13 protein-coding genes are annotated in these 12,509 nt (G+C 68.4%); 6 read left to right on the forward strand and 7 right to left on the reverse strand.

Annotation, left to right across the window (positions count from 1 at the left end):
• Positions 1-37 precede the first annotated feature (37 nt).
• Positions 38-1,213: an AAA family ATPase gene (locus G3N62_RS17260; RefSeq protein ID WP_124669694.1), complete on the forward strand. Its 1,176-nt coding sequence runs from the start codon at positions 38-40 to the stop codon at positions 1,211-1,213.
• Positions 1,214-1,450: 237 nt separating this feature from the next.
• Positions 1,451-2,515, forward strand: coding sequence for a glycosyltransferase family 4 protein (locus tag G3N62_RS17265; RefSeq protein ID WP_034188694.1), 1,065 nt, complete (start codon positions 1,451-1,453; stop codon positions 2,513-2,515).
• A 105-nt stretch (positions 2,516-2,620) separates the two neighbouring features.
• Here G3N62_RS17265 and G3N62_RS17270 read toward each other — a convergent pair whose 3' ends face one another.
• The 3 genes from G3N62_RS17270 to G3N62_RS17280 form a co-directional block, all read right to left on the reverse strand.
• A complete protein-coding gene (locus tag G3N62_RS17270) occupies positions 2,621-3,208 on the reverse strand; it encodes a YSC84-related protein (RefSeq protein ID WP_034188693.1) in 588 nt (195 codons plus the stop codon).
• Positions 3,209-3,438: 230 nt separating this feature from the next.
• Entirely contained in the window at positions 3,439-3,888 is a 450-nt protein-coding gene (locus G3N62_RS17275; protein WP_034188692.1) for a membrane protein, read from the reverse strand.
• Between the two features lie 270 nt (positions 3,889-4,158).
• Positions 4,159-4,449: a PsiF family protein gene (locus tag G3N62_RS17280; RefSeq protein ID WP_011549641.1), complete on the reverse strand. Its 291-nt coding sequence runs from the start codon at positions 4,447-4,449 to the stop codon at positions 4,159-4,161.
• Between the two features lie 271 nt (positions 4,450-4,720).
• On the opposite strand from G3N62_RS17280, the gene G3N62_RS17285 reads away from it, so the two are divergent.
• Entirely contained in the window at positions 4,721-5,743 is a 1,023-nt protein-coding gene (locus tag G3N62_RS17285) for an asparaginase (protein WP_124669693.1), read from the forward strand.
• Between the two features lie 88 nt (positions 5,744-5,831).
• Here the strand turns inward: G3N62_RS17285 and lysM are convergent, their stop codons facing one another.
• From lysM to gcl, 4 genes are all read right to left on the reverse strand, one after another.
• Positions 5,832-6,302, reverse strand: a complete 471-nt coding sequence (gene lysM / locus G3N62_RS17290) for a peptidoglycan-binding protein LysM (RefSeq protein ID WP_034188690.1) — start codon at positions 6,300-6,302, stop codon at positions 5,832-5,834.
• A gap of 458 nt (positions 6,303-6,760) precedes the next feature.
• On the reverse strand, positions 6,761-7,654 hold the full coding sequence (locus tag G3N62_RS17295) for a 2-hydroxy-3-oxopropionate reductase (RefSeq protein ID WP_034188689.1): 894 nt from the start codon (positions 7,652-7,654) through the stop codon (positions 6,761-6,763).
• Between the two features lie 41 nt (positions 7,655-7,695).
• On the reverse strand, positions 7,696-8,505 hold the full coding sequence (hyi, locus tag G3N62_RS17300; RefSeq protein ID WP_034188688.1) for a hydroxypyruvate isomerase: 810 nt from the start codon (positions 8,503-8,505) through the stop codon (positions 7,696-7,698).
• 42 nt (positions 8,506-8,547) lie between these two features.
• Entirely contained in the window at positions 8,548-10,323 is a 1,776-nt protein-coding gene (gcl, locus tag G3N62_RS17305) for a glyoxylate carboligase (protein WP_124669692.1), read from the reverse strand.
• A gap of 172 nt (positions 10,324-10,495) precedes the next feature.
• On the opposite strand from gcl, the gene G3N62_RS17310 reads away from it, so the two are divergent.
• The 3 genes from G3N62_RS17310 to G3N62_RS17320 form a co-directional block, all read left to right on the forward strand.
• Positions 10,496-11,407, forward strand: a complete 912-nt coding sequence (locus tag G3N62_RS17310) for a LysR family transcriptional regulator (protein WP_031399242.1) — start codon at positions 10,496-10,498, stop codon at positions 11,405-11,407.
• Positions 11,408-11,569: 162 nt separating this feature from the next.
• A complete protein-coding gene (locus tag G3N62_RS17315) occupies positions 11,570-12,211 on the forward strand; it encodes an RNA polymerase sigma factor (RefSeq protein WP_206141263.1) in 642 nt (213 codons plus the stop codon).
• The coding region (locus tag G3N62_RS17320) for an anti-sigma factor (protein ID WP_241013129.1) at positions 12,201-12,509 on the forward strand (309 nt) is incomplete at its 3' end. The genes G3N62_RS17315 and G3N62_RS17320, both read left to right, overlap by 11 nt.

The raw sequence follows: 12,509 nt of genomic DNA on the forward strand, positions 1-12,509 counted from the left end.
CCGGCGCCTGTCCGCCACGGAGGATTCCCCTCTTCCCATGACCGCACTGAAGACGCTTGCCATCGCCAATTACCGCTCGCTGCGCGAGCTGATCGTGCCGCTCGCGGCGCTCAACGTCGTGACGGGGCCGAACGGCAGCGGCAAGTCGAGCGTGTACCGCGCGCTGCGGCTGCTCGCCGACACCGCGCAGGGCCGCGTGATCCCGTCGCTCGCCCGCGAGGGCGGGTTGCCGTCGACGCTGTGGGCCGGCCCCGAGCGCTTCTCGCGCGCGATGCTGGACGGCGATGCGCCGGTGACGGGCACGGTGCGCAAGGGGCCCGTGAGCCTGAAGCTCGGCTTCGCGTGCGCCGACTTCGGTTATTCGATCGATCTCGGCCTGCCGGTCGCGAGCCATTCGCAGTTCGCGCTCGATCCGGTGGTCAAGCGCGAATGCATCTGGGCCGGCGCGCTGCCGCGTCCGTCGACGCTGCTGGTCGACCGGCAGGGCGCGCAGATCCGCGCGCGCACCGCGTCGGGCGACTGGTGGACGATTCCGCAGCCGGTCGCGAGCTTCGACAGCATGATGACCGAATTCGCCGATCCGACCGGCGCGCCCGAGATGATCGCGGTACGCGAGCGGATCCGTTCGTGGCGCTTCTACGACCATTTCCGGACCGATGCGCAGGCGCCGGCGCGCCAGTCGCACATCGGCACCCACACGCCGGTGCTCGCGGACGACGGCGCCGATCTCGCCGCCGCGCTGCAGACGATCCGCGAAATCGGCGACGCGGCCGCGCTCGACGCGGCGATCGACGACGCGTTTCCCGGTGCGTCGGTCGAGATCGACAATCCGGGCGGCCGCGGCCGGTTCGACGTGCTGATGCGCCAGCCGGGGCTGCTGCGGCCGCTGGCGGCGGCCGAGCTGTCCGACGGCACGCTGCGCTACTTGCTGCTCGCGGCCGCGCTGCTGACGCCGCGCCCGCCGGCGCTGATGGTGCTGAACGAACCGGAGACGAGCCTGCATCCCGATCTGCTGCCCGCGCTTGGCCGCCTGATCGCGCAGGCCGCGCGGCGCTCGCAGGTGCTCGTCGTGTCGCACGCGGCGCGGCTGATCGCGACGCTCGAGCGCGAGGCCGGCTGCGAATCGCTGGTGCTCGACAAGCAGCTCGGCGCGACCGCGCTCGTCGATGCCGACACGCGCGACCTGCCGGCCTGGAAGTGGCCGTCGCGTTGACGGGGCCGGATCGATTCGGCCGTGCGCGGTGGAAGCGGTTGCCCCGCGAACGGAATGTATCCTGTCTGTAACAACGCCCATAAAATGCAAGACGGGCGGCCCCCGGCAGCGGGATCGCGAATAATGTCGGGATAGGCGGCTGGCGCCTTGCCGGCCAGCGCTGCAAGGGTCGGGCGCGCGCAATGCGCGATCGCCCGCCGGCCGGGCCGCCAGGGAAGGACACAGGAGACGTGGACCATGAGAATTGCGCAGATCGCCCCGCTGACCGAATCCGTGCCGCCGAAGCTGTACGGCGGCACCGAGCGCGTCGTGTCCTACATCACCGAGGCGCTCGTCGAGCTTGGCCACGACGTGACGCTGTTCGCGAGCGGCGACTCGACGACGCGGGCCCGGCTCGAGCCCGTGTGGCCGCGCGCGCTGCGGCTCGATTCGTCGATCCGCGACCGCGTCGCCCCGCACATGCTGCTGATGGAGACGGTCGCGCGCCGCGCGAAGGATTTCGACGTGCTCCATTTCCACATGGACTACTACTCGTTCTCGGTCTTCAACCGGCAGGAAACGCCGTACGTGACGACGCTGCACGGCCGGCTCGACCTGCCCGAGCAGCAGCCGGTGTTCGACACGTTCAACACGGCGCCGGTGATCTCGATTTCGAACTCGCAGCGCCAGCCGCTGCCGCAGGCGAAATGGCTGACGACCGTCTATCACGGGCTGCCCGACACGCTGTACATGCCACAACCGGTCGAGCCGCGCTATCTCGCGTTCCTCGGCCGCATCTCGCCGGAAAAGCGCGTCGATACCGCGATCCGCATCGCGCGCCAGTGCGGGCTGCCGATCCGGATCGCCGCGAAGATCGACGCGGCCGACCAGGAGTACTTCGAGCGCGAGATCAAGCCGCTGTTCGCGCTGCCGCACGTCGAATACATCGGCGAGATCGCCGATCACCAGAAGGCCGAGTTCCTGTCGGGCGCGCATGCGCTGCTGTTTCCGATCGACTGGCCGGAGCCGTTCGGCCTCGTGATGATCGAGGCGATGTCGTGCGGCACGCCGGTGGTCGCGTTCAATCGCGGCGCGGTGCCCGAGGTGGTGGACGAGGGCGTGTCGGGGTTCATCGTCGAGGATGAAATCAGCGCGGTGGCCGCCGTGAACCGGCTGCACCTGCTGCCGCGTGCGCGCGTGCGGCAGCGCTTCGAGGAGCGCTTCACGTCGCGCCGGATGGCGCAGCAGTACGTCGACGTCTACCAGTCGGTGATCCGCGCGCAGAAACGCTCGCGCTTCAAGGTGATCGACTCGACGACCTGAACGCGCCGACGCGGCACGCGGACGGATGAAAAAACGGCGATGTCCGCAAGGACATCGCCGTTTGCGCATGGCCCGCGCGCGGCGCGCGCGGGCGGTGCGTCAGCGTCAGATCTTGAGCTTCGTGACCTTCGTGCCGTTGATCGACACGTCGCCCATCAGGCCCGCGTTCGTCAGCACGACGACCTGGACCGGCGCGGTGGCCGTGGTCGTGTCGACGGCGCCGTTCGCGCCCATCTTCACGAGTGCGACCGAAGCGCCGGCGCCGGCTGCCCAGCCGTCCGAGCCGCGGAATTCGTCGAGCGCTTCCTGCGTCATGAACAGGAACACGATCGCCTTCGACTGCGCACCGGCCTGCAGGCCGACGGACAGCGACGACGTGTTGTAGTAGCCGACCGTGCTGCCGCCGACGCGCAGCGCGCCGTTGCCCGACTGGCCGCCGACGATGAAGCCGGCCTGGATCACGTCGGGGAAGACCAGCACGCCGCGCGATTTCGCGACGAGTTCGCGGGAACCCTTGACCGTCGAGTACATGCGCGACAGCGTGGCGTCGACGCTCGCGTCGATCGACTGGCGCTTCGACGCGTTGGTGGCGGCGTTGTCCGGCTTGTCCGGGGTGGTGGTGCAACCGGTGAGCGCGAGGCTACCGACGATGAGCGCAGCGGCGGCTTTCAGCACAAGATTCCGTTTTTGCATCGTTCTTCTCCATCGGATGATGTTCGGAGTGAGTCTCGCTCATGGAGCGGATCACGTCGGCAGTTATAACACAGCGGATTACAGCCTCTTTTCGTCGGCACGTGAAAAAGCGTCAAATCGCGCGGGGGTGTCGCGGCGCGCCAACGGACGGACCGGCGCCAGCGCGCCGGGTGGATTTGGTGCACGGCGGCGGTCGATCGATCGACGGGAGGGCGGCGTTGCGCCGCACATCAATGCGTGACGGGCGGGACGGGCGGCTTGATCGGCGGGCGGCGCAGCGCGCGGCGGATCAGCGCGATCACGACCCCGCATGCGAACAGGAACGCGGCCGGGACGACCCAGTAGCCGACGAACGCATGCCACAGGTAGCCGGCGAGCGTATTGCGGCGCACCACGTATTCGTCGCGGGCCGCCTGCTGGCGCGGCGCGTTGGCGGCCAGCACGTCGGCCGGGCAGCCGGCCGCGCGCGCCTCGTCAGGATCCCCGTGGCACTTCGCGGCGGCACCGGCGGCTTGCTGGGCTTCAGTGAGCTGCCAGGTGGTCAGCGCGAGCTGCAGGTCCGCCTTGTTGTAGGCCATTTCCTCGCGGATCTCGCGCACGGCGACGATCGCGACGGGCACGGCCCAGAACACGATGACGATCAGCCAGCGGCGGAACCAGCGGTGTTGTCTCCATGCCATCCAAGCCTCCGTTTGACGCGCGTGCGCGTCCGTCTCGAGGGCGGCCCGATGGCGCTTCTTGTACTTGGGTGGGCCGCGTTGCAGCCATCATAGAAGAAAACGCGGCGAATTGCCGCACCATGTGGCGGTGCTTGGACAGCGGGCCGGAAAAGCGGGGCGGGAAGGGGGAGGACGGAGGGGAACCGCGCATGTCGATGCGCGTGCAACGAAAACGAAAAATGCCGCGCCCGCCGAAGCGGTGCGCGGCATTCGATACGGGAGCGCCGGAACTCAGGCGGCCGGCTGATTGCTCAGGCAGCTCTTCATGAACGCCTTGCGGTCGTCGCCCTTCTTGCCGGTGGCCTGCGTGTTGCACGCCTTCATCTTTTCCTGCTGCGTCATCGCCTTCGCGGGCTTCGCCGACAGGCAGTCCTTCATGAACGCCTTGCGTTCGTCGCCCGTCTTGCCGGCTGCCTGGGTGTTGCAGGCCTTCATCTTGTCCTGCTGGCTGTTCGCCGCGAATGCGGGGGAAGCCAGCATGCCGCCGAGCAGCACTGCGGCTACGAGCGATTGGATTTTCATTTCGACACTCCCATGGGGTGAATTGCGTGTTATCGACGCCGTCACGAAGCACGCCGCGTTGCGGATAGGGCCGCATCGCGCCGTGCGCTCCGATTATGGCAAATCCATGTGAAAACACCACAACGGCACTTTCTATAACGTTGCGGACGCCACGGCCGTTGACCGCGCGCGCGACCGGGCGATCGGGACAAACCATGACGCGCGGCCGTCGGCATCGGCCGCCGCGCCGGAACCTGCCGGATCCCGGCCGCGAGCCATTACAATCGCGGCCATGAATACTCCGAATCCCGCATCCCCTTCGTCCGCGGCGGCGCTGCCGCGCATCGCCGTGCTCGCTACCGGCGGCACGATCGCCGGCGCCGCGCCCGACGCGGCCAGCACGGCCGGCTACCAGGCCGGCGCGCTCGGCGTCAATTTCCTGGTCGACGCGGTACCGGCGCTCGCGTCGGTCGCGCGCATCGACGCCCAGCAGATCGCCAGCATCGACAGCAAGGATCTCGCGCTGCCGCTGTGGAACACGCTTGCCGCGCGGATCGACGCGCTGATGGCCGATCCGGCGATCGACGGCATCGTGATCACGCACGGCACCGACACGCTCGAGGAAACCGCGTACGCGCTGCATCTGGTCGTGACGGGCGAGAAGCCGGTCGTGCTGACGGCCGCGATGCGGCCGGCGACCGCGCTGTCGTCCGATGGCCCGCTCAACCTGCTGAACGCGGTGACGGTGGCCGGCCATCCGGCCGCGCGCGGGCAAGGCGTGCTGGTCGCGTTCAACAACCGGATCCACGCCGCGCGCGACGTCGTGAAGACGAGCACCTATGCGGTCGACGCCTTCCAGTCGCCGGAACTGGGCGCACTCGGCTGGGTGCAGGACGGCCGCGTCGAATTCGCGCGCCGTGTCACGCGTTCGCGCGACTCGCAGCTGGCGATCGCCGCGGCGTGGCCGCCCGTCGAAGTCGTCGCGAGCTATGCGGGCGTCACGCGCACGGCCGTCGACGCGCTCGTGGCTGCCGGCGTGCGCGGCCTCGTCGTCGCGGGCACCGGCAACGGGTCGATCCATGCGACGCTGCAGGCGGCGCTCGCCGATGCGGTGAAGGCCGGCGTGGCGGTGGTCCGTGCGTCGCGCGTCGGGTCGGGGCATGTGATGCGCAACGGCGCCGCGAGCGACGATGCGCTCGGTTTCGTCAGCGCGGGCTCGCTGAATCCGTTCAAGGCACGCGTGCTGCTGATGCTCGCACTCGCGAACGGCATTGTCGGTCGCGACGCGCTGCAGCGCGCATTCGACACGCTGTAACGGCGACAGGCCGATCGGGCGGCGCGCGGCGCCCATGAAAAAGGCAGGCCATCGGCCTGCCTTTTTTGCATCAGTCCGGCAAGTTTGCTCAGGACTGCGGCGGAATCACGAGCTTCTGGCCCGGGTAGATCCGGTCCGGGCTCGACAGCATCGGCTTGTTCGCTTCGAAGATCGCCGGATACTTGTTCGCGTCGCCATACACTTCCTTGGCGATCGCCGACAGCGTGTCGCCCGGCTTCACGTCGTGATACTGCACTTCGGGATCGTCCGGCTGCAGATCGTCGTCGTTGACGCCCGCGACGCCTTGCACGTTGCCGGCCGCGACCTTGACCTTCGCCTTCGTGTCGAGGTCGGCGACGCTGCCCGACAGCGTGACGGTGCGCGATGCGCCGTCGAACGCGACGGTCAGGTTCGACGTGTCGAGCCCTTGCGAGTTGATGTAATTCTTGATCGCATCGGCCGCGGTCTGGTTTGCGGCATTCGGATCTTCCGCTGCTTGCGCATCGGCATGACCCAGCAGTTTTTCACCCGCCTCTTTGATAAACGAAAGAAGACCCATCGCTGCACTCCTTAGGTGGTTGAACAGAAAACGCGCCATGAAGTGGCGAAAAAAACACCGCGCTGGGCGCATTCACGAACGTGAACGCAAGCGCGGCGGTTTTCTCGAAAGGCGTGGCGAAAGTGTAGGCGTTCAGCGCGACGATTGCATGAAAAATCGCGCGCTCGAACGTAAAGAAATGTAATACGCGAAATCCGACAGGCGGACACCCGACGACGACGTCTGACCGACCAAGGCTTCCCCGGCGCCGCCGGGTGCCGCTGCGGACCCCACCACGCCGCTCTCAGCCCAGAGCGGCGTTTTTCGCCCCGTCCCGCACGCCGTTGGCGATGCAGGGCGGGGCGCCCCACCGTGATGCGCGCGTGTCCGCGCATCGATGCGACCGGCCGCGGCCGGTTCGCGCATGTCTGTCGCGCGCCTCCGCCATTGCAGCGGAAACGCGCGGTGCGGCAGTCGCGTTACGCGGCCGGCGTCTGGCCGATCTCGAAGTTCGACATGATCTCGAGCGCGCGTACGAGTGCCGAGTGATCCCATGCCTTGCCGCCGTGCGATGCGCACACGCTGAACAGCTGCTGCGCGCTGGCCGTATGCGGCAGCGCGAGGCCGAGCTTGCGTGCGCCGTCGAGCGCGAGGTTCAGGTCCTTCTGATGCAGCTCGATGCGGAAGCCCGGATCGAACGTGCGCTTCGTCATCCGCGCGCCGTGCACTTCGAGGATGCGCGACGCGGCGAAGCCGCCCATCAGCGCCTGGCGAACGCGCTCCGGATCGGCGCCCGAGCGCGCGGCGAACAGGAGCGCTTCGCCGACGGCCTCGATGTTCAGCGCGACGATGATCTGGTTCGCGACCTTGCAGGTCTGGCCGGCGCCGTTGTCGCCGACGAGCGTGATGTTCTTGCCCATCTTCTCGAACAGCGGCTTCGCGCGCTCGAACGCCTTCTCCGGGCCGCCGACCATGATCGTCAGCGTCGCTTCGCGGGCGCCGACCTCGCCGCCGGACACCGGTGCGTCGAGGTAGTCGCAACCGAGCGCGTTGATCTGCTTCGCGAAAGCCTGCGTGTCGAGCGGCGAAATCGAGCTCATGTCGATCACGAGCTTGCCGGCCGTCAGACCCTTCGCGACGCCGTCGTCGGCGAACAGCACGTTACGCACGTCCGGCGTATCCGGCACCATCGAGATGATGATGTCGGCGTGCTGCGCGACTTCGGTCGAGTTCGCGACGACCTTCGCGCTCGCGCGCAGATCGTCCGGGATCGGGAACGCGCCGTTCACGACGAGCTGGTGGTCGCCCTTGAGCAGGTTGCGCGCCATGTGCGCGCCCATGATGCCGAGGCCGATGAAACCGATGGTTGCCATGTGAAAGTCTCCTATTGGGCGGATGACGGGAAGGGGACGACTCAGGCGGCGCGACGCGCCGAGCCCGGTGCGCAGCCGGCGACGCTTTGCAGCCAGCCGAGGCCTTCCGTCGTGGTGGTGCGGGGCTTGTATTCGCAGCCGACGTAGCCGGCATAACCGAGCCGGTCGAGCAGCGCGAACAGGAACGCGTAGTTGATCTCGCCCGTGCCCGGCTCGTTGCGGCCCGGGTTGTCCGCGAGCTGGACGTGGCCGATCGACGCGAGGTTGCGTTCGATCGTCGCGGCCAGTTCGCCTTCCATGCGCTGCATGTGATAGATGTCGTACTGCAGGAACAGGTTGTCCGAGCCGACCGCGCGAATCACGTCGAGGCCTTCCGACGAACGGTTCAGCGCGAAGCCCGGAATGTCGAAGCTGTTGCACGGCTCGACGAGCAGGCGAATGCCTGCGCGCTTCAGCGCGTCGGCCGCGAAGCGCAGGTTGTCGACGATCGTGACGAACGTCTTGTCGCGCGCGGTGCTCGCCGACGGAATGCCGACGAGGCAGTTCAGCTGCGGCACCTTCAGCGCCTTCGCGTACTCGATCGCACGGCCGACACCCTCCTGGAATTCGCCGACGCGATCGGGCAGGCAGGCGATGCCGCGCTCGCCCTGGTCCCAGTTGCCGGCGGGCAGGTTGTGCAGCACGAGGCGCAGGCGGTGCGTCTCGAGCCGCTCGGCGAGTTCCTCTTTCGCGTACGGGTACGGGAACAGGAATTCGACGGCGTCGAAGCCCGCGTCGGCGGCCGCCTTGAAGCGGTCGAGGAACGGCACTTCGTTGAACAGCATGGTCAGGTTTGCAGCAAACTTCGGCATGAGCTAAGCCTCTTCGGTCGGTCAGTCAAATGGTCCGGCGGTTCAGTCGAGCATCGAGATCGCGGTCGGCGCGTGCTCGGCCTTCTCGGCGAGATCCTCGAATTCGTTGATCGCGTCGATTTCGGTGCCCATCGAGATGTTCGTCACGCGCTCAAGGATCACTTCGACGACCACCGGCACGCTGAACTGTTCCGCGAGCGTTTGCGCCTGGCGCAGCGCCGGCTCGATCTCTTCCGGCTTGAACACGCGCAGCGCCTTGCAGCCGAGGCCTTCCGCGACGGCCACGTGGTCGACGCCGTAGCCGTTCAATTCCGGCGCGTTCACGTTGTCGAACGCGAGCTGCACGCAGTAGTCCATGTCGAACGCGCGCTGGGCCTGGCGGATCAGCCCGAGGTACGAGTTGTTCACGACCACGTGCACGTACGGCAGCTTGAATTGCGCGCCGGCCGCCAGCTCCTCGATCATGAACTGGAAGTCGTAGTCGCCGGACAGCGCGACGATCGGGCGGCTCGGGTCGGCGGCACGCACGCCGAGCGCGGCGGGGATCGTCCAGCCGAGCGGGCCGGCCTGGCCGCAGTTGATCCAGTTGCGCGCCTTGAACACGTGCAGGAACTGCGCGGCGGCGATCTGCGACAGGCCGATCGTGCTGACGTAGCAGGTATCGCGGCCGAACACCTTGTTCATCTCTTCGTACACGCGCTGCGGCTTGACCGGCACGTTGTCGAAGTGCGTCTTGCGCTGCAGCGTGCGCTTGCGTGCCTGGCATTCCTCGACCCATGCGCCGCGGTCCTTCAGCTTGCCGGCGGCCTGCCATTCCCGTGCGACGGCGACGAACAGCTCGAGCGCGGCCTTCGCGTCGGACACGATACCGAGATCCGGGCCGAACACGCGGCCGATCTGCGTCGGCTCGATGTCGACGTGCACGAACTTGCGGCCCTTCGTGTAGACCTCGACGCTGCCCGTGTGGCGGTTCGCCCAGCGGTTGCCGATGCCGAGCACGAAGTCGGACGCGAGCAGCGTGGCGTTGCCGTAGCGGTGCGACGTCTGCAGGCCGACCATGCCGGCCATCAGCGGGTGGTCGTCCGGAATCGCGCCCCACGACATCAGCGTCGGGATCACCGGCACGCCGATCGTTTCGGCGAACTGGACGAGCAGGTCTTCGGCCGCCGCGTTGAGCACGCCGCCGCCCGACACGATCAGCGGCTTGTCCGCGTCGTTGAGCATCGCGAGCGCCTTCTCGATCTGCGCGCGGGTGGCCGCGGGCTTGTAGACCGGCAGCGGTTCGTACGTGTCGATGTCGAATTCGATTTCGGCGAGCTGCACGTCGATCGGCAGGTCGACCAGCACCGGGCCCGGACGGCCCGAGCGCATCAGGTGGAAGGCTTGCTGGAACACACGCGGCACGAGCGCCGGTTCGCGCACGGTGACGGCCCACTTCGTGACGGGCTTCGCGATCGACTCGATGTCGACGGCCTGGAAGTCTTCCTTGTACAGGCGGGCACGCGGCGCCTGGCCGGTGATCGCGAGGATCGGAATCGAGTCGGCGGACGCGGAGTAGAGGCCGGTGATCATGTCGGTGCCGGCGGGGCCCGACGTGCCGATGCACACGCCGATGTTGCCGGGCGCCGCACGCGTGAAGCCTTCGGCCATGTGCGATGCGCCTTCGACGTGGCGCGCCAGCACGTGACTGATGCCGCCGGACTTGCGCATCGCGGAGTAGAACGGGTTGATCGCCGCGCCCGGCACGCCGAACGCGGTCTGGATGCCTTCCTTCTCGAGCACGAGCACTGCCGCGTCGACGGCTCTCATCTTGGCCATGAATGTCTCCTGGATATGTGGCGGATCTTGCGAATGGGTCTGTTGGGGACACTTTAGGGATGCAGGAAAGGTTTGATAAGATCCGCCCAAGTCGCTTATTTCGAAACTAAAAGTATGGAATGACGGCCTGACGGGGCTTCTCGCGGGGCCGGAACAGAGACGGAGACAGGAGATGGATCGCTTCAAGCAGATCGAGACGTTCGTGCGGGTCGCCGATGCCGGCAGCCTCGCGGCGGCGGCGCTCGAGGAGGGGGTGTCGCCGGTGGTGCTCGGGCGGCGCATCGACGCGCTGGAGAAACGCCTCGGCGTGAAGCTGATGTACCGCTCGACGCGGCGGCTGGTGGTCAGCGAGGAGGGCGCCGCGTTCCTCGAGCGCTGCCGCGGGCTGCTGTCCGAATGGGACCAGGCCGAGAACGAGCTGGCCGCCGGGCGGCGCGCGGTCAGCGGGCACCTGATCGTCTCGGCGCCGGCCGCATTCGGGCGCAAGCACGTCGCGCCGCATGCGCCCGGCTTTCTGGCCGACAAGCCCGAGATGCAGCTGTCGTTCAACCTGACCGACCGCGTCGTCGATCTCGTGCGCGAAGGCTACGACCTGTCGATCCGGATCGGCGGCGCCGTCGATCCGAACTTCGTCGCGGTGAAGCTCGCGTCGAACCGGCGCGTCGTCTGCGGCACGCCCGGGTATTTCCGCCGGCACGGCCGGCCGAAATCGCTCGACGACCTGCTGAAGCACAACTGCCTGGCTTTCAACCTGCAGGGCGGACAGAACCGCGGCTGGTATTTCCAGCGCCACGGCAAGATCGCGACGATGCGCGTGACCGGCAACCTCGACTGCAACGACGGCGAGCTGCTGCACCGCTGGGTGGCCGAGGGGCTCGGGCTCGGCTGGCGCTCGACCTGGGAAATCGCCGCGCAGCTGGAGACGGGCGAGCTGGAGACCGTGCTCGACGAATACGCGCTGCCCGACTACGACATCCTCGCGGTCTACCCGCAGCAGCGCTACGTGCCGGCGCGCGTGCGCTATTTCATCGACTACCTGAGGGCCGCGTATGCGCGCCCCGGCTACTGGAGCACCACGCCGTAACGAGCGGCGGGCGCCCCGGCGCTTTTTTTCGCTTCGTGCCCCCGGCGCGGGAATAAACTCGACGCAGCAACGGTATGGTCATCGAGCGCGCACGCTGCCGGTCTGTCCGGGCGCCGTGCGCGGAACGGGCGCGGCATCGGCCGCCGGGACCAGGGAGGCCATGTGGGGCAAGCCGGACAGGCGGTCGATGAACGGGCGGCGGACGACGCGGTCGCGCGCGGCGAGCGGTTTCGCACGCTCGTGCTGCCGCATCTCGACGCCGCGTACAACCTCGCGCGCTGGCTGAGCGGCAATGCCGGCGACGCGGACGACGTCGTGCAGGACGCGTGCATGCGCGCGCTGCGCTTCGTCGATTCGTGTCGCGGCGACAACGCGCGGCCATGGCTGCTGACGATCGTGCGCCACACCTGGTACACCGAGTGGCGGCGCCGCACGCATGCGCACGAGGTCGCGCTGCCCGATACGCTGGACGACACCGACGTGCCCGACGACTGGCAGCCGGCGGCGGAGGATCCGCTCGCGCAGCTGCTGCGCGGCGAGAACGTGCGGCTCGTGAATGCGGCGCTCGCGAAGCTGCCGCCCGAGTACCGCGAGGTGCTCGTGCTGCGCGAGATGGAGGACCTGAGTTACCGCGAGATCGCGGCGATCGCGGACGTGCCGGTCGGCACGGTGATGTCGCGGCTCGCGCGCGGCCGGCGCAAGCTCGCCGCGCTGCTGGGCGGCGTGCCGGCACCGGCGCCCGAAGGCAGGCCGGCCCGTACGACGGCCGGCGGAACCGCATCGGAGGCTATCGATGGACTGTAACGAAGCGCGCGCGTTGCTGGACGCGGACGTCGACCGCGAGCTGTCGGCGCCCGATGCGTTGCGGGTCCAGCAGCATGTCGAAGGGTGCGATGCGTGCCGCCGCGAACGCGCGCGGATCGTCACGCTGGTGCAGGCCGTGCGGCAGGCCGATTACCACCGTGCGCCGGATGCGCTGCGGGCGGGCATCCTGGCCGGTCTGCCGGCCGCGGCCGACGCGCCCGTTCGCGAGCCGGCGGGCGCGGGGTTTCGGCCCGAGCCTCGATCGCAGAAACCCCGCGCCCGCCGGCTCGGGCCGAAA

This window comes from Burkholderia sp. Tr-20355 (assembly GCF_017104685.1).
In the GTDB taxonomy this organism is placed as follows: Bacteria; Pseudomonadota; Gammaproteobacteria; order Burkholderiales; family Burkholderiaceae; genus Burkholderia; species Burkholderia seminalis.